Genomic DNA, 21,511 nt, shown 5'->3' on the forward strand with positions numbered 1-21,511 from the left:
CCGACGTGTGTTCGGCGGCGAAGTTGGTGCTGCGGGTGCGGTACCTGATCGAGCTGTTGTAGGGGCAGAGGCGCTGGAACTCCTCCAGGAGCGGGGCGTCGCGGGCGGACAGCTCCACCGACAGCCGGCCCTTGTTGCCGGGGCCCCTGGTGGAGGTGGCCGTCGGCCTGGAGGAAGCCGAACATGTAGGCGTGCTCGGGGCGTTCGAGGTCGAAGTCGTTCATGGTGCCCAGGGTGGGCGTCGGGGAGGAGCCTCGTTCCCGGAAGCGACTCGGGCCACGCGATCGGATGGATTGGCTAAAGGCGATTTGTCCGCTTAGCCGAGCTGGAGCGCCGTCATGTAGACCGCCGTGCCCGCCAGGACGCTCAGCAGGGCGCTGCGCCGCCAGAGTTGGAGTCCGACCGTGGTGGTCAGGCCGGCGGTGGCGGGGAGGGCGGTGGCGGCGGTGGTGCCGTGGAGGGTGTAGACGGCGAGGATGACCATCACGCCGGCGGGCATGGCGGTGGAGAGGTAGGTGAGGAAGGGGGAGTCGCGGAGGCGGCCGAGCAGGAGGAAGGGGGCGGCGCGGAGGGCGAGGGTGACGGCGAGCATCACCAGGAGGCCGGTCAGGAGGTAGCGGTCACTGGGCACGGCGGCGGCTCCTGAGGGTGTGGCGGACGGCGAGGGCGGCGACGTAGAGGCCGAGGGCGACGGCCAGCAGTTGGCCGGGGGCGATCAGCAGGGCGGTCAGCGCGGAGAGCAGCCCGAGGACCGGGCCGGGGATGTCGCGGGTGGCGCGGTAGCCCTCGACGGCGAGGACCGCGATCAGGGCGGTGAGGGTGAACTCCAGTCCTTCCAGGCCGGCCGGGAGGGCGGAGCCGAGCAGGGCGCCGAGCAGACCGCCCGTCACCCAGTAGGCCTGGCACAGGGCCTGGATGCCGAGCACGTAGCCCGAGGAGAGCGTCTCGGCCGGCTTGGTGGCGGTGAGGGCGTAGGCCTCGTCGGTCAGCGAGTAGACGCTGTAGGCCTTGCCGAGCCGGCCCCGGACGCGGTGCAGCGGGAAGGAGAGCCCGTAGAAGACGTGCCGGAAGTTGACCAGGAAGGTCGTCATGGCGAGCGAGGCGAGCGGGGTGACGGCGAGCAGCAGGCCGATGGCCAGGAACTCCACCGAGCCGGCGTAGATCAGCACCGAGAAGAGCGGGGCCCACCACCAGGCGTAGCCGCTCTGGGTGAGCAGCACGCCGAAGGCCAGCCCGAGCGGGAAGATCCCGATGCCCACGCCGAGGGTGTCCCGGAGGGCGGCGCGGGGCGGGACGAGCGGCGGTGCGGGCAGTGGTGCGGGTGGCGGGGCGGTGGCGGTCATCCCGGCACCGTAGGCGGTGCGGGCCGTCCGAATGCGAACGGCATTTCGACTGGTGGGACGCGTGCTCGCACAATGGCCGGGTGGACTACCAGCAGCTCTTGCACCAGGCGATGGCGACCGCGCTGAGCGCGCCCGAGCGCGGCCGGCGGTCCGACTACATCCCGGCCCTGGCGGCGGTCGACCCGACGGCGTTCGGCATGGCCATCGCGACGGTGGACGGTGAGGTGTACGGCGCGGGGGACTGGGAGACGCCGTTCTCGGTGCAGAGCGTCTCCAAGCTGTTCACCCTGGCGCTGGCCCTCGCCGAGGGCGGGGAGGACGGCGACGCGCTGTGGCGGCGGGTCGGCCGGGAGCCGTCCGGCAATCCGTTCAACTCGCTGGTGCAGCTGGAGACGGAGCAGGGCATCCCGCGCAAACCCGTTCATCAACGCCGGCGCCCTGGTGGTGACGGACCGTCTGCTGGAGCTGACCGGGGACGCGGTCGGCGCGGTGCGGGACTTCCTGCGGGCGGAGTCGGGCAACGAGGCGATCGAGGTGGACGACGCGGTGGCCGCCTCGGAGGCCCGGCACGGGGCACCGGAACGCGGCGCTGGCGCACTTCATCGCCAGCTACGGGAACCTGCGCAACCCGGTGGAGAGCGTGCTGGCGCACTACTACGCGCACTGTGCGATGACCGCGAGCTGCCGGGACCTGGCGCTGGTGGGGCGGTTCCTGGCCCGGCACGGGGTGCGGGCGGACGGGGTCACGGCTGCTGAGCCGGAGCGAGGCGAAGCGTGTGAACGCGGTGCTGCTCACCTGCGGCACGTACGACGCGGCGGGGAGTTCGCCTTCCGGGTCGGGCTGCGCCGGCAAGAGCGGGGTCGGCGGCGGGATCCTGGCCTGCGGTGCTGCCGGGGCGCGGGGCGGTCTGCGTGTGAGGCCCGGGGCTGGACGCAGGCGGGGAACTCGGTCGGTGCTGGGTGGCGTAGGCGGCGCTGGACGCGCTGACCACTGGCCACGAGGGGTGTCCGGTGTTGCTGAGGTTACGGCGCACGGGAAGGCGCGCTGCCGCCGGCTGACCGGTGGCGCGCCCTTCGGATGGTGCGTCAGGCGGCGGGAGCTCGTCCGAGGCCTCGCATGGACCCTTCGCAGGCGGTCGCAGCGCTCGCTCGCGCGCGCGCTCAGGCGTGGCGGAGGCCAGACGACCGGGTCGCCGTCCCTGCGCCGTGAGCGCCCAGCCGTGCCAGCATGGAGGCGGCGTTGACCGGTTGCGCCCTCCTTAGGCGATGGTGACGGGCACGCCCACGGCGGTCGCCGCCCGGACGAAGACGGAGGCGGGACGGGCGTGCAGGCCCTCGGCCCACCGATGTGTGACGCGGCGCTCAGCCATGTGACGTGCCTTTCAGTGGTGTGCTGGTGGAGCTGGGTTGTCTAGACCAGTGTCCGCATGCAAACGGCGAGGTCGCGCCGTGCGGGACTCTTTGGTGGCCAAAGTCCCACCCTGCCCGGACCACCCGCGGTGCCGGGCAGGCTCGCCGGGGGCGAAGGGGTGAGGGGGGCCGCTGCGCGGAGCCGGGGGAGGGCGGGGCGGGGGGAGGGGCCCGGGCCGAGCCGGAAGCGCAGGCGGGGCCGCCGGGCCGCCGGGGTGAGAGTCCTGCTCGGTGGAGGCCGGGAGCGTCTAACCTGACGCTGTGGAAGACGGTGCGCCGCACGGCGACGAGCACAGCTACCCCCAGCACTGGGAGGCCGACGTCCTGCTGCGCGACGGCGGCACGGCCCGGATCCGCCCGATCACCGAGGCCGACGCCGACCGGCTGGTGTGAGTTCTACGAACAGGTCTCGGACCAGTCGAAGTACTTCGGTTCTTCGCGCCGTACCCCCGGCTCTCCGACAAGGACGTCCGCCGCTTCACCCACCACGACTACGTCAACCGGGTCGGCCTGGCCGTCGTGGTGCGGGACCGCTTCATCGCCACCGTCCGCTACGACCGGATCGACCCGGACGGCCGCCCCTCCGTCACCGGGACGGACGCCGAGGTGGCCTTCCTGGTGCAGGACGCCCACCAGGGCCGCGGCGTGGCCTCGGCGCTGCTGGAGCACATCGCGGCCGTGGCCCAGGAGCGCGGCATCCGCCGCTTCCAGGCCGAGGTGCTGCCGGAGAACCGGAAGATGGTGAAGGTCTTCACCGACGCGGGCTACGTCCAGCGCCGGTCCTTCGCCGACGGCGTGGTGCACCTGGAGTTCGACCTGGAGCCCACCGACTCCGCGCTGGCGGTGATGCGGGCCCGCGAGCACCGGGCCGAGGCGCGTTCGGTGCAGCGGCTGCTGACGCCCCGTTCGGTCGCGGTGATCGGGGTCTCCCGCCAGCCGCAGTCGGTCGGCCGATCGCTGCTGCGCAACCTGCGCGGCGGCGGCTTCGCGGGCGAGCTGTTCGCGGTGAACCGGAACGCGGAGCCGGGCACCCCGATCGACGGCGTGCCCAGCCACCGCTCGGTGCTGGAGATCCCTGGCCCGGTGGACCTGGCGGTGATCGCCGTCCCGGCGCCCGCCGTGCCGCAGGCCGTCGCCGAGTGCGGGGCGCACGGCGTGCAGGGCCTGGTGGTGGTCACCGCTGGCTACGCGGAGACCGGTCCGGAGGGGCGGGACCGCCAGCGGGCCCTGGTGCGCCAGGCCCGGGCGGCCGGGATGCGGGTGATCGGGCCGAACGCCTTCGGCCTGGTGAACACCGATCCCGAGCGGCCGTTGAACGCCTCGCTCTCCCCGGCGCTGCCCGGCCGGGGCCCGTTCGGCCTGTTCTGCCAGTCCGGGGCGATCGGGGTGGCGCTGCTGGAGACCGCGCACCGCCGGGGCCTGGGGATCTCCTCCTTCGCCTCGGTCGGCAACCGCGCCGACGTCTCCGGCAACGACTGGCTGCAGTACTGGGAGGACGATCCGGCGACCGAGGTGGTGCTGCTCTACCTGGAGTCCTTCGGCAACCCGCGGAAGTTCACCCGGATCGCCCGGCGCCTCGCCGCGAGCAAGCCGGTGGTGGTGGTCAAGGGGGCCCGGCACACCGGCAGCCTGCCGCCCGGCCACGCCGTGCAGCCGGCCTCCAGCGGGCTGCGGGACGAGACCGTGGACGCGCTGTTCCAGCAGGCCGGGGTGGTCCGGGTGGAGACCATCACCGAGCTGTTCGACACCGGGGAGCTGCTGGCCTTCCAGCCGCTCCCGGCCGGGGACCGCGTCGCTGTGGTGGGCAACTCGGACTCGCTCGGACTGCTCACCCACGACGCCTGCCTGAGCGCCGGCCTGCGCCCCGGCACCCCGGTGGACCTGACCACCGGCGCCACCGGCGAGAACTTCCGGATCGCGCTGGACACCGCGCTGGCCGACCCGGCGGTGGACGCGGTGATCGCGGTGACCATCCCGCCGATCGCCACCCACCGCCCACCGACCGAACGCGGCGCCCAGGAGCCGGAGTTCGCCGACGCCCTGATCGAAGTGGCCGGAAGGGCAAGGGAGTTGGGCAAGCCGCTGCTGCTCGCCCACCTGGCGCTGACCGACCTGCCCGAGCGGCTCAAGGCGGCCCGGATCCCGGCCTACCCGGCACCCGAGCGGGCCGTGCACGCGCTGGCCCAGGCGGCCCGCTACGCCGACTGGCGCCGCCGCACCGCCGAGGCCGAGCAGACCGCCCGGGTCCCCGAGCTGGACCGGATCGCCGAGGACCGGGCCCGCGCCCTGGTGGAGGCCGCCCTGCAGACCAGGACGGCGGTGGCGGCCCGGACCCAGCCCGGCGGCGCGCGGATCGTCCTCTCCGACGAGCAGGCCGCCGAGCTGCTCGGCCACTACGGCATCGACGTCCACCCCGCGCTGCCCGCGCCCGACGAGGAGAGCGCCCTGCGGGCGGCCGCCGCGCTCGGCTACCCCGTCGCGCTCAAGGCCACCGCCGAGCACCTGCGCCACCGCGCCGACCTGGGCAGCGTCCGCCTGGACCTCACCGGGGAGCCCGGACTGCGGCGCGCCTTCCGGGAGCTGGACGCGCTGCTGGGCGGAGCGGCCAGGGCCCGGCTGGTGGTGCAGCGGCTCGCGCCGCGCGGGGTGGACACCGTGATCGGCGCCACCGTCGACCCGGCGGTCGGCGCGATCCTCTCCTTCGGCCTGGCCGGCGCCCCGTCCCAGCTGCTCGGCGACGTCGCACACCGGCTGGTCCCGGCCACCGACCAGGACGTCTCGGCGCTGGTCCGCGAGGTGCGGGCGGCCCCGCTGCTATTCGGCTGGCGGGGCGCCGAGCCGGTGGACACCGGGGCCCTGGAGGAGCTGCTGCTGCGGGTCTCCCGGCTGGTGGACGACCTCCCGGAGGTGGCCTCGGTGGACCTGGACCCGGTGGTGGTGGCACCGCGCGGGCTGGCCGTGCTGGCGGCCCGGGTGCGGATCGCGCCGCTGCCGGTCCGCAGCGATCTGGGGCCGCGCGCCATGAGCACCCTGTAACCTTCCTAGGTTGTGTCCGACACCGGACGCGAAGAGGCCGGAAGTCCGGCGCAGCGCCGACCGCCACGTCGGCGGGACATGCCAGGATGGAGCTATGGCGAAGACCGGTACCACCACCACCCAGGACCTGCGGTCGGCGATCGAGCGCAGCGGCTACTACCCGGCCCTGGTGTCGGAGGCCGTGGAGTCGGCGGTGGGCTCCGAGCCGATCGTCTCCTACCTGGTCCACCAGGAGACCACCTTCGACTCCAACGAGGTGCGCCGCCACGTGACCGTCCTGGTGCTGACACCGAGCCGGTTCGTGGTCAGCCACACCGACGAGCAGAACGCCGACGGGTCCAACCCGGTGCCGTACGCCACCACCTCCACCGAGTGCGTCCGGATCGACCGGATCAACTCCGTGGTGCTCTCCCGGATGGTGGCCAACCCCGAGACGTACACCCCCGGCACGCTGCCGCGCGAGGTGGTGCTGACCATCGGCTGGGGCGCCGTCCAGCGGATCGACCTGGAGCCGGCCGGCTGCTCGGACCCGAACTGCGAGGCCGACCACGGCTACACCGGTTCGGCCACCGCCGACGACCTGTCGCTGCGGGTCAGCGAGGCCGGGGACGGTCCGGAGACGGTCGCGCAGTCGCTGGTCTTCGCCCGGGCGCTGTCCGAGGCCACCATCAACCGGGGCTGACGCACCTTCATGACCACGCACCTCGGGTACGACGACTTCGAGATCCTCGACCCCTCCGACGCCCCCGTGCCGCGCTACGGCACCGGCGCGCTCTCCGACCTGCTGCCCGCGGTGGCGGCCGGCTTCGGCCTGGCCGGCTTCGCCGACGGCCTCGGCCTGGAGCCCGCCGACCGGGTCTGCGTCTTCCTGGTGGACGGCCTGGGCTACGAGCTGATCAAGCGGAACCCGGACTACGCGCCGTTCCTGAACGCGCTGATCGCGGCGGGCGGACGCTCCGTCACCTCCGGCTTCCCGTCCACCACCGCCACCTCGCTGGCCTCGGTCGGCACCGGCCTGCCGCCCGGCGCGCACGGGCTGGCCGGGTACACGGTGGCCGTGCCGGGGCGCGACCAGCTGATGAACCAGCTGCGCTGGCAGCCCCCGGTGCCGCCGCGCGAGTGGCAGCCGCACCCCACCGTCTTCGAGCGGGTGCACCAGGCGGGCGTGGCCACCGCACAGGTCTCCTCGCCGCTGTTCGCCCAGACCCCGCTCACCCAGGTGGCGCTCTCCGGCGGCACCTTCCTCGGCCGCACCACCGGCGAGGAACGGATGGACCTGGCCGCCCAGTGGCTGGCCGAGCACGACCGCGCGCTGGTCTACACCTACGTCAGCGAGCTGGACGGCACCGGCCACCGGTACGGGGTGGACTCGGGCGAGTGGCGGATGGCGCTGTTCGCGGTGGACCGGCTGGCCAAGCGGCTGGCCGAGCAGCTGCCGCCGCGCTCGGCGATGTACGTCACCGCCGACCACGGCATGATCGACGTCGCCCCCGAGGACCGGATCGACTTCGACGAGGACTGGGAGCTGGGCGCGGGCGTCGCCCTGCTCGGCGGCGAGGGCCGGGCCCGGCACGTGTACGCGGTGCCCGGGGCGGCCGGCGACGTCTTCACGGTCTGGAGCGAGGTGCTGGGCGACAGGTTCTGGGTGGCCACCCGGGACCAGGCGATCGCGGCCGGCTGGTTCGGCCCGGTGGTCGAGGACCGGGTGTACCACCGGATCGGCGACGTGGTGGCGGCCGCCCGCGACGACGTCGCGGTGATCGCCTCGCGCCGCGAGCCCGGCGAGTCCTCGATGATCGGCCTGCACGGGTCGATGACGGCGGTGGAGCAGATCGTGCCGCTGCTCGAAGTCCGCAGCTGACCGACCCCAGCTCTCACGACCGAAAGGCCCCCGTTCCACCCATGGCTGACCTGGTGTTCTTCTCGGGCACGATGGACTGCGGCAAGTCGACGCTCGCGCTCCAACTCGACCACAACCACGCCGCCCGGGGCCGACGGGGCATCATCTTCTCCCGGCACGACCGGGCCGGCGCCTCCACCATCTCCAGCCGGCTCGGCCTGCGCGCCGAGGCCAAGGAGGTGACCGACGGCTTCGACTTCCACGCCCACGTGGTGCACCTGCTGTCGGCCGGCGGCAAGGTCGACTACCTGATCTGCGACGAGGCCAACTTCTACACCGCCGAGCAGGTCGACCAGCTGGCCCGGGTGGTGGACGAACTCTCCATCGACGTCTTCACCTTCGGCATCACCACCGACTTCCGCACCCGGCTCTTCCCCGGCTCGCAGCGCCTGATCGAGCTGGCCGACCGGGTCGAGGTGCTCCAGGTCGAGGCGCTCTGCTGGTGCGGAGCCCGGGCCACCCACAACGCCCGCACGGTCGGCGGGGTGATGGTGGTCGAGGGCGCCCAGGTGGTGGTCGGTGACATCGCCAAGAGCGAGGCCGAGGTCGGCTACGAGGTGCTCTGCCGCCGCCACCACCGGCGCAGGCTGACCGCCGCCACCGCCCGTGCCTCGGTGCTCTCGCCCGACGTGCTGCCGTTCGGCGAGGCGGGCGCACAACAGGCCTGAGGTTCCCCTCTCCTGAGCCTCCGTCAGGAGACCGTGATCACCGAGAAGCGCGCGCCCTGCGGATCGGCCAGCCGGGCCACCCGGCCGTGCCCGGTGTCGTGCGGGGAGACCAGCACCCGCCCGCCCAGCCGCTCGGCCAGGTCGGCCGTCAGGTCCGGGTCGGTGACGCCGAAGTGGACCCGCCAGCGCGGCGGCCCGTCCCGCAGCTCCTCCCCGCCCCGGAAGGTCCGCTCCGGGCCGGCCCCGAAGACCGCGTCGTAGAAGTACCCGGCGCCCTCCCGGTCCGGCGTCAGCAGCTCCACCCGGGCCGGGGCGCCCGGCACGCCGACCAGCTCCCAGCCGGTGTGCTCCTCGCCCTGCCAGAGGCCGAACACCGCGCCCGTCACGTCCGCCGCGATGGCGACGCGCCCGGCCCGCTCGGCCTGCACCGGGCCGACCGCCACGGTGCCGCCGCACTCCCGGATCCGCTGCGCCACGTCGTCGGCCTGGTCCACCGCGAAGTACGTCGTCCACTCCACCCCGTGCCCCGAGCCGGGCGGCGTGACGCCCAGCCCGGCCACCCGGGCCCCGCCCAGGGTGGCCCGCACGTAGCCGCCGAACGGGGTCGGCCCCGGCTCGAACTCCCAACCCAGCAGGGCGCGGTAGAACTCCTGCGCGCCCTCCGGATCGCCGGTCATCAGGCTCACCCAGCAGGGCGTGCCCTGGGCAAGCCGTGCCTTCACCGCGGTCATGGCGGTCCTCCTCGGAGTGCTCCGGTCGCAGGGGAATGGTTCCACCGCGAAGGCGGACTCGTGGTGTACATGCCCCGGCGAGCCGCGCAAAGACCGTACAAAGGAGGGAGTTTCGGAGGAAGAATGGCGCGCATGAGCACCCCTTCCGCCCTGATCGACGTCGAGGAGCTGGCCGCAGCCCTCGGCGGCGCCGACGCCCCCGCCCTGCTGGACGTCCGCTGGGCCCTGGGCGGCCCGCCCGGCGCCGAGGAGTACGCGGCCGGCCACCTGCCCGGCGCCCACTACGTGGACCTGGACCGGGAGTTGGCCGCCCCGCCGGGTGCCGCCGGGCGGCACCCGCTGCCCGACCCGGAGGTGTTCGGTGCCGCACTGCGCCGCGCCGGGGTGCGGGCCGACCGGCCCGTGGTGGTCTACGACGCCGGGCCGGCCACCTCGGCCGCCCGGGCCTGGTGGCTGCTGCGCTGGGCCGGCCACCGGGACGTCCGGGTGCTCGACGGCGGTCTGGCCGCCTGGACGGCGGCGGGCGGCCCGCTGACCACGGAGGCCCCGGCCGGCGGCGGCGGGGACTTCAAGCCCGAGCCGGGCGCGCTGCCCACCGTGGACGCCGGCGGTGCGGCCGAACTCGCCCGCACCGGGCTGCTGTTGGACGCCCGTGCGGGGGAGCGCTACCGCGGCGAGGTCGAGCCGGTGGACCCGCGGGCCGGGCACATCCCCGGCGCGGTCTCCGCCCCGACCACCGAGAACCTGGCCGCCGACGGCCGCTTCCTGCCCGCCGGCGAGCTGGCCGCGCGGTTCCGCGCACTCGGCGTCGAGGAGGCCTCCGGGGTGGCGGTCTACTGCGGCTCCGGCGTCACCGCCGCGCACGAGCTGCTGGCCCTCGCGGTGGCCGGCCACCACGGGGCCGCGCTCTACCCGGGCTCCTGGAGCGAGTGGTCGGCCGACCCGGCCAACCCGGCCGCGACCGGCGCCTGAGACGGCCGACCCTGCCGCGACCGGGTGCCGGCCCGGCCCCGGAACGCGGCGGAGGCGGGGCCCCTCGGGGCCCCGCCTCCCGCGCTCACGGCCTGACGGCCGGTCAGTCCTGCTTCTTGCGGCGCGAACCGAAGACGATCTCGTCCCAGCTCGGCACCGTGGCCCGCCGACCGGGCCGGACCCCGTCCGCCTCGGCCTGCCGGTCGGTGGTGCCGACCAGCCGCTCGCGGTGCGGCGCGACCGCCCGCGGCATCAGGATGTCCGCGTACGCCGAACCGGCGCCGACGCTGGCCGCCGGAGCGGCCTCCTCGACCTCGTCCGGCTCGGCCTCGGCCGCCACCACCGGTTCGATGGCGGGCACGAAGGAGGGCACCACGTCCAGCAGGCTGGTCAGCGGGTCGCGGACCTCGGCGGTGGCCGCCGCCGCGGTGACCTCCCGGACCTCGCGCACCTCCCGGGCCATGATCCGGTCGGCCGAGGGCCGCTCGATCATCGGGCGGGACGGACGGTCCTGGGGCAGCCGGGCGATCCGCGGGATGAACGGGAAGACGGAGTCCTCCTCCCGCTCCACGTTCTCGCCGATCAGCGCCCGTGCCTCGTCGTCGTTCGGCTGCACCAGCCGGCGCGGCGGGTCGTACGTCCAGCCGGCGCTGCGGCCCTCGCCGTCGGCCCGGTAGGAGAGGATGACCTCCCAGGTGCCGTCGTCGCGCCGCCAGGAGTCCCAGCGTTCGGTGTCCTTCTCCGCCCCGCGCAGCGCGAGGCGCTCGGCGACGGCCTCGCCGAGCTGCGGGCCGGTGGTCTCGCCGTGCCGGCGGATCGCGGTCTTGCGGGCGCGCTCGGCCATGAACGCGCGCTCGGCCAGCACCGGACCCTCGAAGCGGCGCACCCGGTCCACGGAGATGCCGGCGGCCTGGGCGACCTCCTCGGCGGAGGCACCGGCTCGTATCCGCGCCTGGATGTCCCGCGGGCGCAGGTGGCTCTCGACCTCGATCTCGATCTGGCCGAGGCGCGGGCGGTCACCACGGATGGCGGCGCGCAGCCGCTCGTCGATGGGGAGGGTGTACTCCGTGCTGTCGGCAGCCTTGAGCACCAGCCGTGTGCCGTCGTTGCTGACGGCCACGACGCGCAGTTCGGGCACGGTTACCTCCCGGGTGGTGCCTGCCGACGTCACCTGCGTCGCTGCTCCCGTACTGAGTGTGGCCTGCCCACTCACGACTGGCCACAACCTTGCAGAGTTACTCGGCGTGTCGGGCTTCCGCCCTGACGCACCGTTGTGGCACGGTTGCCTGTTTGCCACGTCGCCGGTCGACGTCGCGCCCGGGGGCCCCGGCCGCCGTCCGCTGGACAGCCGACACTGATGACCGAGGCTCAGGCTCCACGAACAGTACTCCATTCGTGGCATCCAGAGGGGCGGCTCGCCGCTCAAGTCTCCCCGGATTCAGGGGAATCTCAAGGGCGGGCACTCCAATAGCCGACGGTCGGTCAGTGCGCGGTGATCATCTTCACATATATCGGCGGCCAAGAACCAGATTTTCGCCCGTTGTGTCCTCCTTTGTGCAAGATGGAGGGACTTTTCCGGATGAACAGCCGTACCGACCGAGGGATGTTGATGCCCCAGCAGCGCACCGAAGCGACCACCACCGAGGAGAAGGAGGGGGAGGGCGGCCGACGGCGGATCGACCTGAGCGTGGCCCAGGTGGCCGCGAGCGCGCTGGCCACGATCGTCGGCGCGCTGCTCGCCTCCGAGCTGGGCGTCTACGGCACCATCCTGGGCGCCGCGGTGGTCTCGATCGGTGCCACCACGGGGAGCGCGGTCCTCCAGCACTGGTTCCGGCGCGGTGGGGAGCAACTCCGTCAGGTCGTGGACCGCACCCAGGGGTCGAAGCGGGATCCGCTGCCCGAGGTCACCGAGGTGTCCGAGCTGTCCGAGGAGTGGAACGAGCCGACCACGGTGCGGGCCAAGCGGCGCTGGACCTGGAGGACGTACCTGGCGGTCTCGGGGCTGGTGTTCGCGCTGGCGATGGTGCCGATCGTGTCCTTCGAGCTGATCACCGGTCAGCCGGTGGCGGCCACCGTCAAGGGCGAGCAGGGCCAGGGCACCTCCTTCGGGGGCACGGTCGAGAAGTCCCCGCCGTCTCCTGACACCTCGTCGGAGGAGAAGCAGCAGCCGGGGGCCACGCCGAGCGGAGGCCCGTCCGGGACTCCGTCCGGGACGCCGAGCGGGACGCCCTCGGGAAGTCCGTCCTCCTCGCCCTCGTCCTCCCCCTCCGGCAGCCCGAGCCCGACGCCGACGCCGAGCCCGACCCCCAGCCCGACCCCGTCGCCGACCCCGACGCAGGGCACGACCCCTTCCGGCGAGCCCGCGGCGCAGCCGCCGTCCGGGAGCCCCTCGCCCTGACCGGCCGTCAGTCCCCGAGCACCCGGCGCAGGTAGTCGTTGGCGAACAGCCGGCCCGGGTCGACCTTGTCGCGCAGCGCGGTGAAGTCGCCGAAGTGCGGATAGACCGAGGCCAGGTACTCGGCGTCGCGGGTGTGCAGCTTCCCCCAGTGCGGGCGGCCCTGGTGAGCGGTCATCAGCTTCTCCACCTCGGTGAAGTAGCCCTGCTCGTGGGTGCCCCGGTAGAGGTGGACGGCTATGTAGACGCTGTCCCGGCCGTTGGCGGTGGAGAGCCAGAGGTCGTCGGCGGGTGCCACCCGCACCTCGACCGGGAAGCTGACCTTCCAGTCGGAGCGCTCGACCAGCGCCTTGAGCTCGCGCAGCACGGTGGTGGCCGCCGCGCGCGGGACGGCGTACTCCATCTCGGTGAAACGCACCGTGCGCGGGCTGGTGTACACCTTGTACGCGACGTCGGTGAAGGTCCGCTCGGACCAGGCGCGGCTGGCCAGCTGGGCGATGGTGGGGATCGAGCCGGGGAAGCGGCGGCCGACCCGGCAGGCGCCCTCCCAGACGGTGTTGGAGAGGAACTCGTCGTCCAGCCAGGCCTTGAAGCGCGGCAGCGGGGCGGCCGGGCCCTGGCTGCGGTTGTTCCGCTTCACCGAGCAGCGGTCGGTGTGCGGGAACCAGTAGAACTCGAAGTGCTCGTTGACGGCGGCCAGCTCCTCGAAGGAGCCGAGCACCTCCTCGAAGCCCATCGGCCGCTCGTGCGCGGTGAGCAGGAAGAGCGGCTCCACCGCGAAGGTCAGCGCGCTGACCACGCCGAGCGCGCCGAGGCCCAGCCGGGCGCCCTGGTACAGCTCGGCGTTCTGCTGCGCCGAGCACTGCTGCACCGAGCCGTCGGCCAGCACGATCTCCACCGCCCGTAGCTGCGCGGCCAGCGAGCCGGAGTCGCGGCCGGTGCCGTGGGTGCCGGTGCTGGTGGCCCCGGCGACGGTCTGCACCTCGATGTCGCCCATGTTGGTCAGGGAGAGGCCGGCCGCCTCCAGGGTCCGGTTGAGCTTCCAGAGCGGGAAGCCGGACTCGACGGTGACGGTGCCGGCCTCGCGGTCGATGCCGCGCAGCGCGGACAGGCCGTCGGGGTGGATCAGCAGGCCGTCCCCGGCGGAGGCGATCGCGGTGAAGGAGTGGCCGGAGCCGACCGCCTTCACCGTCCGGCCCTGCTCGGCGGCGTGGCCGATCAGGGCCGACAGCTCCTCGACCGAGCGCGGCGTCGCCGTCCGGCTCGGCCGGGCGCTCTGGTTTCCGGCCCAGTTCCGCCAGGTGGCCTGGGGCATGGGGGTGCCTCCGCTCCGGGCCTCGGCCCGCTCCGTACCGGTGGGTAGGGGGAGCGTAGTCGCCGCGCGCCCCGGAAAACAGGGGTCCGGGGCACGCCGACGATCATTCGGAGGGGAGCGGTCTCAGACCGCCACGGGCTGCTGCGCCTCGGGGGGCGGGCAGCCCCGCGCGCAGCCGCCGGATGCCGCCGAGGGCGACCAGCGCGCCGAAGGCGGCGGAGGCCACCGGCACCCAGTACCCGGCCGAGGCGCCGGCCGCGTCCACCACCAGGCCACCGGCCGAGGAGCCGAGCGCCACGCCCAGGGCCAGGCCGGTGGTGGTCCAGGTCATCCCCTCGGTCAGCTGGGTGGCCGGCACCAGCCGCTCGACCAGCGCCATCGCGGTGATCAGGGTCGGCGAGATGGAGATGCCGGCCACGAACAGCGCGGCGCTGATGGCGACCAGCCCGGCGGTGCCGTGCACCAGCGAGCCGACCACCACCAGCGGCACCATGCTGGCCGCCATCAGCGCGACCCCGACGAGGAAGCGGGTGGCCATCGATCCGGTGAGCTTCAGCGTCCCGAACACGACCCCGGCCAGGCAGGAGCCGAGCGCGTAGATCGCCAGCACCACGCCGGTCAGGCTCTTGTGCCCCTCGGCCTCGGCGTAGGCCAGGGTGACCACCTCGACCGAACCGAAGACCGCGCCGGTCGCCACGAAGGTGGCCACCAGCACCTGGAGACCCTTGGAGAAGATCGCCGACCGCCCGGCCCGGTGCTCCTCGGTGCGCACCGGCGGCTCGGTCCGCCGCTGGGCGGTGAAGAGCAGCACGCCGACCAGCAGGAAGACCCCGGCCAGCAGCACGCCGGCCTCCGGGAAGACGCTGGTGGCCAGCGTGACGGAGAGGATCGGGCCGATGATGAAGCAGATCTCGTCCACCACCGCCTCGAAGGAGTACGCGGTGTGCAGCTTGGGCGGGGTCGAGCTGTACAGGTTGGCCCAGCGGGCCCGGACCATCGAGCCGGCGCTGGGCATCACGCCCATCCCGATCGCGGGCAGGAAGAGCGTCCAGCTGGGCGCCCCGGCCCGGGCCAGCAGCAGCAGGACCACCGCCGCGGCGACCGTGACCGCCGTCGCGGGCAGGGTGATCCGCCGCTGCCCGTACCGGTCGACCAGCCGGGAGACCTGTGGGCCGAGCACCGCGGCCGAGACGGCCATGGCGGCCGAGACCGCGCTGGCCAGCCCGTAGGAGCCGCGCAGCTGGGACAGCATGGTGATGATGCCGATGCCGGTCATCGAGATCGGCATCCGGGCTATGAATCCGGAGAACGAGAAGGCCAGGGTGCCGGGGGCGGCGAAGATCTGGCGGTAGCTGGACAGCACGGGGGAGCTCCGCTGGTGGGGTAAGGAACACGGATCGCATACACAGCTTACGAGCCCGGGCAACCGATATTTCCGTTCTGTGGACCTGCGCCGGGGAACGGTCCCTTTGGTGGCAGGATCGGTGCCATGCCCGACTCGCGCACCCTCACGCCCGGCTCCGGCCCGGCCCCGTACGACGCCCTGCTGCTGCTCTCCTTCGGCGGCCCGGAGGCCCCCGAGGACGTGGTCCCCTTCCTGGAGAACGTCACCCGCGGCCGGGGCATCCCGAAGGAGCGGCTGGCCGAGGTCGGCAAGCACTACTTCCTGTTCGGCGGGGTCAGCCCGATCAACGAGCAAACCGGGAGCTGCTGGCCGCCCTCCGCAAGGACTTCGCCGACCACGGCCTGGACCTGCCGGTCTACTGGGGCAACCGGAACTGGGCGCCCTACCTGACCGACACCCTGCGCGAGCTGGCCGCACGACGGTCAGCGCCGGGTGCTGGTGCTGGCCACCAGCGCCTACGCCGGCTACTCCGGCTGCCGCCAGTACCGGGAGAACCTGGCCGACGCGCTGGGCCGCCCTGGAGGGCAGAGGGCGTCACCGGGCTGGGCGTGGACAAGCTGCGCCACTTCTACAACCACCCCGGCTTCGTCGAGCCGATGGTGGACGCCACCCTCGCCGCCCTGGAGGGGCTGCCCGCCGCGGCCCGCGACGGCGCCCACCTCGCCTTCACCACGCACTCCATCCCGGACGCGATGGCCGACGGCTCCGGGCCCCCGACGACCCGGCCCGGGGCGAGCCCGGCGGCGCGTACGTGGCCCAGCACCTGGAGGTGGCCCGGCTGGTCGCCGAGGCCGTCGCCGAGCGCACGGGCGTGACGGCCGTCCGTGGCAGCTGGTCTACCAGAGCCGCAGCGGCGCGCCGCACGTCCCGTGGCTGGAGCCGGACATCTGCGACCACCTGGAGGGCCTGCAGCAGGCCGGCGCCCGGCCGCCGTGGTGGTGCCGATCGGCTTCGTCTCCGACGCACATGGAGGGTCAAGTACGACCTACGACACCGAGCCGCGCCAGGCCGCCGATGCTGGACCTCGCCGGTCACCCTGGCCGCCACGGTCGGTTGCCGACACGTGCTTGAAATTGTTGAATAGCGAGCCCGACAACCCCACGGTGGCGGAAACGCCCATTTCATACCCCCGTGTGGCGATCAACCGTTCTCCGCGTAGTTTGAAAATGAGTGTCATAATCGGATAGAAGTTACGGGGTGCTTATCCCACGACAAATGTGCTGGAGCGCCCGACGGCCGGGAGTCCGGCCCTTCGTGCTCACCGGCGCTCCGGCAATGTCCCATCGTCCTCCGCGCTCCTTGCTGAGCAGCCGCGCACTGTTGGTCGCCGTCCTGGACGGCCCTGGGGTCCCCGCTGCACGTCGCGCTGCCCGAAGTGTTTCGAGAGACGTCTTCAGGGGCTTCTCCGCGCGTTCGCCGAGACCGGCACCGACGCCGAAATCCTCTTTGGCCAAGAAGGCGAACAAGGCCGGGGGACTGCTATTCCAGTTCGTGCCGCCGCCCTGGGTGCCGGTGTCGACGTCGCCAGCACCACCCGAACTGGTCAAGGCGTTGCCGTCGGAGTGCACGGACACCTGGATTCGGAGTGTCCGGACCGGAGAAGACGACACGCTGCACCTCTCGGCCGTTCAGATGGCGGCCTGTCGCCGTCGACTCGTATCAGCGAACTCCGTCGGCTCGCCGCCTAACCGGCCGCGGCTCGCACGGCGACAGGCCACGGTGCTGCCTGCGATCCCGGACAGCCGGCCAACCGCGAAGCGCTTTCGGGATGTCCGCCGCTGAGCGGGGGACCTGCCGTGCTGGCCGTGCGCCGGGGTAACTTCGCGGACCACATCCGCCTCCCGAGGCTTCTCCTTCCACCTCAACGGCACTCCGGCTCCGAACGCGCGACGGTGCGGCGAGCGAGATGATCGAGCACTGTCCCTCGACGGCCCGGCGGCGCCGGCTCGGCAACCGCCGAACTGTCGACATCGGCGGCGGATTCCGTCCGCTGACGTCGAGCCGCGGCTCTTGAACGAGTTTCCTCGCACGAACGAACCGGCCCACTTACCACGCTGGCGAAAGGACTTCGATGACTTCTACCCGTACAGTCGCCAGATCCGCCGACCGGCGATCCGCGCGATCTGCGCCAGCCCGGTCGACGGTGGCGAGTCCTCCCGCGAAGGCGGGAACCGCCACGCATCCGGTTCCGTCGGTAAAGCCCGGCCGGCCCCGCTGGACCCAGGCGGTTTCACCTGTTCCGCTACAACAGTCGACGACCGTCGGGAGTCCGACGGGTACGGCGATCGTCCACCGTGGCGCAGGCAGCAGCTTCAGCCTTTCCGACAGTGGTTCAACAGCGATACCTTTTTGCCGAAACTGCATTTACGCTAGCTGTTATTACCAGCATACAAAAGAGACACAAGAGACCCGCTGCTGATGTCCGCACGCCCGCCGCCGACGAGCTTTTCCCGGCCTGCGTCGCCGGCTCGACCTGCCTGAGAGCGACCTGGTGACCTGGCGGAAGATCGGCCTTCCCGCGTCCCGTACGGTGCGCGGTGAACGACCTGGTCTACCTCAACACCGCCGGATACCAGATGGGACTCCAACGAGGCACCTTCCACGACTGCCACTGGGCCGTCGAAAGGTCGTTCTCCCCTCCGGCTGGGTGAACGGACGGGGCCATCGCCCGCTGGGCGACTGACGGAATCCGATGAGACCTCGCACCGATCCGATCACACCCCCAACAAGGAGAAGACCCCCATGTCCCAGACCTATGCCGCCCGGGCAGTTGTGCGTTTGCCGCAATCCAGCAGGAAGGACTGGACCTCGACCACCGGCAGGTGGATCGCGGTCGTGGAGGCAGGCCTACCGCGCGCTGCCGAAGGCTGCTCGAACCCAACCCGTCAAGACGAGCATCGACCGCATCCCGGCCACGCACTCGCCTCAGTTAACTCGATGGTGGCGAGGGACCGCCGCAGCGGCACCGTCTGCTTCAAGCCGTCTTACGGTTCGCCCGCGCCGCAGCCGGGACACTACCGTTCCACTCGTGTCTCCTCGTCCGACGACACACCGGCGCCCCCATCGTGCGGCTGATGGACCGTGGTGAAGCTCGGCCCAGCTGCGGTGCCTCTGGCCACCACCGCCCTGTTCGCCAGCGCGCATGCCCCCGACGCACGGACCGCCCTCGTCGTGGCAGCCGGCGGTCCAGGGGCCAGGCGGCCCTGCCGATGCTGGTCGCGGCCGATCCGAGCTGGAGCGGTTTGCAGGTTGTTTCCGGCTGGAGTCCCCGCGCGCCTGCGGCGCCGTCCGGTCAGCGTCCCGTACGGCGCGAGGTCGAGGACGTCAAGGATCTCCGTTGGGCCGCCGGTGAGGCGGACATCGTGGTCGGCGCCTCCGCCTGTCCGCCACGGAGGAGGGTCCGGCTGCGACTGGATGAACCGGGCCTCTCGGTCCGCCGTAATCCTCGGGTACGGCCGTCCGCCGACGTGTGCCCAGGCGCGGACTACCGGATCCCACGGACACCCCCAGATTCACGCCATCCTGCGACGACTGGGGTCGAGGACGGCAGCCTGGCCCACGTCGGTCGACGCCCAGCTCCCCGACATCCCTTCTCGGCCCGGGCACCGCCCGACTCCACCGGACACGTGTCTTCGACGCCTACAACGCGGCATGGCGGTCACCGCGCCGCGCTCGGCGGTACATAGCACGACCCATCGGCGCGGGCCGGACGGGCGCGAGAAAAGGTCAACTTCTGGGAGTACGCGATACGACCGACACGACAGCACGAGCCGCGCGGAGGCGAGCGGCGCCCGCCTGGTGGGTCAAGAAACTGCGTGCGCTGCTCAGGCTCGCGTTCCGTTGATCCTGACCAACTTCGCCTATTGTCGCGCTGACCACCGTCGACATCGTCATGCTGGGCAGGCCCCTCGCGCCGTCCGAGATCGCCCGCCGCCGGTCTGGACATCGCGCTGTCAACCACAGGTTGCGCACTCACCGGCACGGGCCTGGTGACCGGGTTCATCAACCTGGTCGCGAAGCCCCGGGGTGCGTGACGACCGCGAACGCGTCGGCGCACTGCTGTCGCGGGCTTCTTCATGGGCGACCGTCTGCGGTGTGGTGTTCTGGCGTGGCGCTTGCTTGCTGATCGGCCCGGGCTGCTCGGCCTCTGGGCCAGGACCCCACGGTGGTCGACAGGGCAGGCGAGTTCCTGATGGTCCTGGCGCCGGGCATGCTGCCCTGCCTGTGGTTCCAGAACCTCGGCACTTCACACCACCGGCCTCAAGCTTCCCGGCCCGCTGCTGGCCATCACCTGGCCTCGGTCCGGCCGTCACCATCGGCCTGAACTACGTCCTGATCCACGGCAAGTTTCGGCCTGCCCGCGTTCGGCCTTCGGGGTCGTGCGTCCGGCGTATCGGCCCCGTTCCACTGTGTTCCTGCTGTCCTTCCTGCGTTTCTCGCGGTGATCCTGCGCGACAGCACCCTCCGCCCGTACCTCCCTCGCCCCATGCGCGGCGCTGGAACGGGCGACGCGGTCCGGTCGTCTGGCGCCTTGGCCTGCCGATCATCGGGCACCTACGCCTCGGAAGGCTGGTTTCTTCATGGCGTGCTCACCCTGGTCATCGGTTCCTGGGCGTCGAGGCCCTGGCCGCGCAGACGGTGCTCAACCAGATCGTCTAACATCTCTTCAGATCTCCGCCGGCCTCCTTCCCACGCGGCGTCGATCCTCATCAAGCGGGCCGACGGCGGCACGCTAACCGGAAGCCCGCAGACGGGGTTGCTCGCACCGCGCCTGGGGTGTGGGATCGCGACGCTGCTGTGTCGCCGTCGTGTACCTGGTTGTGCCGGAGGCGATCGTGTCCCTGTTCAGCTCCACGGAGGCACCCGACAACGCGGACATCATCGCGCTGACCGTGACCGGACTGCTCATCGCCGCCCTCATGCAGGTCGTCGACGCGACCCAGAAACATCGGCAACGGCATCCTGCGCTGCATCGGCCGACACCGCCGGCCCCTTCCGGATCTCCATTTGTGGGGTACTGTCTGATCGGTCCTGCCTGGGCTACCTGCTCGGGTCCACCGCCGACTGGGGCGTCGAGGGCGTCTGGACGTCGGACAGACGATCGGCACTGCCGCCACCGACCCCCTCCTGCTAGGTCGCCTTCCTAGCGCCGCGCGACCGGCTCCAACCGGAGAAGTCCGGCGCACACCGCCACGGAAACCGGAGCGTCATGAACCCCGTTCTCACGCCGACCCCTTCCACCTCCCTGATACGCCGGGAGGTCGCCGGCTACCGCTCTACGACCCCGGCGCCGACCCGGACGAAGGTGGCCGGCCCTCATCGGCTCCGGCCGCGTCATCAAACTCCCTCCAACAACGAAACCCGTTTCGGCGTCTCCCCGGCGGTCAGCCGAGCCGTACGGAAGGCCCTGGCCGACGGCGTCTCCCGCTATCCCGACCCCACTGGCGGCGTCTCGCCGAAGCCGTCGGAGGAGTTTTGGACGTTCCGGCCCCCCGACCGGGTCGTTGCTCGCAACGGTTCGAGAACATCCGGAGCGGCTCTGCCCTGCCGTCCTCGACCCTGGGGGTGACTGGTGGCCCCAGGCACCCGGGTTTCAGCCTGCACGAGAGCCTCCCCCCGCGTGATGGGCGCCCGGGTCCACAAAAGGTCCCGGTCACCGCCATTTCGAGTCAACGCGGATGCCTGGTGCGACGCGCTCGCGGCGAGGCCCTAAGCTCGTCTTCCCTCGCCCAACCCGTGCAACCCCACGGGCGCGATGCTCGTGACGCCGGCAGCTGGCGCGGGTCCGTGGGCCCGCCCTCCCGGAGTCGGCCCTGCTGGTACTCGACGAGGCGTACGGCGAGTTCGCCGGTCCCCGCCCCGGCTATCCCGACGGCCTTGAGGCCCTGCGCGGGCTGGACGGCTTGGATCGTGCTTGCGCACCTTCTCGGAGGCCTTACGGCCTGGCGGACGTCCGCGTCGGGTACGGCATCGCGGCAAAAAAAAAAAAAAAAAAAAGAAAAAAAAAAAAAGAAAAAAAAAAAAAAAATCCGACGCCGGCCCTGGTCCCAGCCCTGGACGTCGGGTCCCCGTCCCCGTTACAACCGTCAACCATCCCCGCCCAGAGGCTGCCATCAGCCGCGCTGGGGGACCACGCCCACCTGGCGGACACGGTCCTCTCACCGCTCTGAGATTCGACAGGGTCGCCGACGGGTTTTGCGCCATGCGGGACTGCGTGTCGTCCGTCGGTCGACCTAACTTCCTCTTCATCGACACCGGCCGCCCCGCCGGCCATGTCGACCGGGAGCTGCACCGTGCCGGAACATCGTCAAGGCGTGGCGCGAGCCGGGATACGAG

General features: G+C 72.4%; 11 protein-coding genes and 4 pseudogenes. 8 read left to right on the plus strand and 7 right to left on the minus strand.

What is annotated here, in order from left to right; all coding sequences use genetic code 11:
* Window positions 1–316 precede the first annotated feature (316 nt).
* On the minus strand, window positions 317–631 hold the full coding sequence (locus ABD946_RS13270) for a branched-chain amino acid transporter permease (RefSeq protein WP_345283234.1): 315 nt from the start codon (window positions 629–631) through the stop codon (window positions 317–319).
* Entirely contained in the window at window positions 621–1,343 is a 723-nt protein-coding gene (locus tag ABD946_RS13275) for an AzlC family ABC transporter permease (RefSeq protein ID WP_345283236.1), read from the minus strand. The genes ABD946_RS13270 and ABD946_RS13275 overlap by 11 nt, the downstream gene beginning before the upstream one ends.
* Before the next feature lie 110 nt (window positions 1,344–1,453).
* On the opposite strand from ABD946_RS13275, the pseudogene glsA reads away from it, so the two are divergent.
* Window positions 1,454–2,258: pseudogene (gene glsA / locus ABD946_RS13280) on the plus strand (glutaminase A); the annotation flags it as partial.
* 179 nt (window positions 2,259–2,437) lie between these two features.
* Here the strand turns inward: glsA and ABD946_RS42665 are convergent.
* A pseudogene (locus ABD946_RS42665) lies at window positions 2,438–2,713 on the minus strand (HPr family phosphocarrier protein); the annotation flags it as partial.
* A gap of 301 nt (window positions 2,714–3,014) precedes the next feature.
* Here ABD946_RS42665 and ABD946_RS13290 point away from each other — a divergent pair.
* The 4 genes and pseudogenes from ABD946_RS13290 to ABD946_RS13305 all read left to right on the plus strand — a co-directional run bounded on the left by ABD946_RS13290 (window position 3,015) and on the right by ABD946_RS13305 (window position 8,357).
* Window positions 3,015–5,789, plus strand: a pseudogene (locus ABD946_RS13290) (bifunctional acetate--CoA ligase family protein/GNAT family N-acetyltransferase).
* 94 nt (window positions 5,790–5,883) lie between these two features.
* The gene (locus ABD946_RS13295; RefSeq protein WP_345283238.1) at window positions 5,884–6,471 is read left to right on the plus strand and encodes a DUF5998 family protein; all 588 of its coding nucleotides are present in this window, start codon (window positions 5,884–5,886) and stop codon (window positions 6,469–6,471) included.
* 9 nt (window positions 6,472–6,480) lie between these two features.
* Window positions 6,481–7,650, plus strand: a complete 1,170-nt coding sequence (locus ABD946_RS13300) for an alkaline phosphatase family protein (RefSeq protein ID WP_345283240.1) — start codon at window positions 6,481–6,483, stop codon at window positions 7,648–7,650.
* Between the two features lie 41 nt (window positions 7,651–7,691).
* Window positions 7,692–8,357: a thymidine kinase gene (locus ABD946_RS13305; protein ID WP_345283242.1), complete on the plus strand. Its 666-nt coding sequence runs from the start codon at window positions 7,692–7,694 to the stop codon at window positions 8,355–8,357.
* A 23-nt stretch (window positions 8,358–8,380) separates the two neighbouring features.
* On the opposite strand, the gene ABD946_RS13310 is transcribed toward ABD946_RS13305, so the two are convergent.
* Window positions 8,381–9,088 carry a VOC family protein gene (locus tag ABD946_RS13310; RefSeq protein ID WP_345283244.1) on the minus strand — a complete coding sequence of 236 codons (708 nt, stop codon included), beginning with the start codon at window positions 9,086–9,088 and terminating at the stop codon, window positions 8,381–8,383.
* A 132-nt stretch (window positions 9,089–9,220) separates the two neighbouring features.
* On the opposite strand from ABD946_RS13310, the gene ABD946_RS13315 reads away from it, so the two are divergent.
* Entirely contained in the window at window positions 9,221–10,060 is an 840-nt protein-coding gene (locus tag ABD946_RS13315; RefSeq protein ID WP_345283246.1) for a sulfurtransferase, read from the plus strand.
* A 103-nt stretch (window positions 10,061–10,163) separates the two neighbouring features.
* Here the strand turns inward: ABD946_RS13315 and sepH are convergent, their stop codons facing one another.
* The gene (gene sepH / locus ABD946_RS13320; RefSeq protein WP_345283248.1) at window positions 10,164–11,231 is read right to left on the minus strand and encodes a septation protein SepH; all 1,068 of its coding nucleotides are present in this window, start codon (window positions 11,229–11,231) and stop codon (window positions 10,164–10,166) included.
* Window positions 11,232–11,669: 438 nt separating this feature from the next.
* Here sepH and ABD946_RS13325 point away from each other — a divergent pair, with 438 nt between their 5' ends.
* Complete coding sequence (locus ABD946_RS13325) at window positions 11,670–12,458, plus strand: hypothetical protein (RefSeq protein ID WP_345283250.1); 789 nt, start codon at window positions 11,670–11,672, stop codon at window positions 12,456–12,458.
* Between the two features lie 7 nt (window positions 12,459–12,465).
* Here ABD946_RS13325 and ABD946_RS13330 read toward each other — a convergent pair whose 3' ends face one another.
* Window positions 12,466–13,770, minus strand: a complete 1,305-nt coding sequence (locus ABD946_RS13330; protein ID WP_345283252.1) for a D-arabinono-1,4-lactone oxidase — start codon at window positions 13,768–13,770, stop codon at window positions 12,466–12,468.
* Between the two features lie 103 nt (window positions 13,771–13,873).
* The gene (locus ABD946_RS13335; RefSeq protein ID WP_345283253.1) at window positions 13,874–15,133 is read right to left on the minus strand and encodes an MFS transporter; all 1,260 of its coding nucleotides are present in this window, start codon (window positions 15,131–15,133) and stop codon (window positions 13,874–13,876) included.
* Window positions 15,134–15,259: 126 nt separating this feature from the next.
* On the opposite strand from ABD946_RS13335, the pseudogene ABD946_RS13340 reads away from it, so the two are divergent.
* Window positions 15,260–16,229: pseudogene (locus tag ABD946_RS13340) on the plus strand (ferrochelatase); the annotation flags it as partial.
* Window positions 16,230–21,511 lie beyond the last annotated feature (5,282 nt).

The organism is Kitasatospora albolonga, from assembly GCF_039535905.1.
Classification (GTDB): domain Bacteria; phylum Actinomycetota; class Actinomycetes; order Streptomycetales; family Streptomycetaceae; genus Kitasatospora; species Kitasatospora albolonga.

Coding starts and splice junctions, on each gene's coding strand:
- ABD946_RS13275 (WP_345283236.1), bottom strand. CDS start 1,343: ATGACCGCCACCGCCCCGCCACCCGCACCACTGCCCGCACCGCCGCTC.
- ABD946_RS13295 (WP_345283238.1), top strand. CDS start 5,884: ATGGCGAAGACCGGTACCACCACCACCCAGGACCTGCGGTCGGCGATC.
- ABD946_RS13300 (WP_345283240.1), top strand. CDS start 6,481: ATGACCACGCACCTCGGGTACGACGACTTCGAGATCCTCGACCCCTCC.
- ABD946_RS13305 (WP_345283242.1), top strand. CDS start 7,692: ATGGCTGACCTGGTGTTCTTCTCGGGCACGATGGACTGCGGCAAGTCG.
- ABD946_RS13310 (WP_345283244.1), bottom strand. CDS start 9,088: ATGACCGCGGTGAAGGCACGGCTTGCCCAGGGCACGCCCTGCTGGGTG.
- ABD946_RS13315 (WP_345283246.1), top strand. CDS start 9,221: ATGAGCACCCCTTCCGCCCTGATCGACGTCGAGGAGCTGGCCGCAGCC.
- ABD946_RS13325 (WP_345283250.1), top strand. CDS start 11,670: ATGCCCCAGCAGCGCACCGAAGCGACCACCACCGAGGAGAAGGAGGGG.
- ABD946_RS13330 (WP_345283252.1), bottom strand. CDS start 13,770: ATGCCCCAGGCCACCTGGCGGAACTGGGCCGGAAACCAGAGCGCCCGG.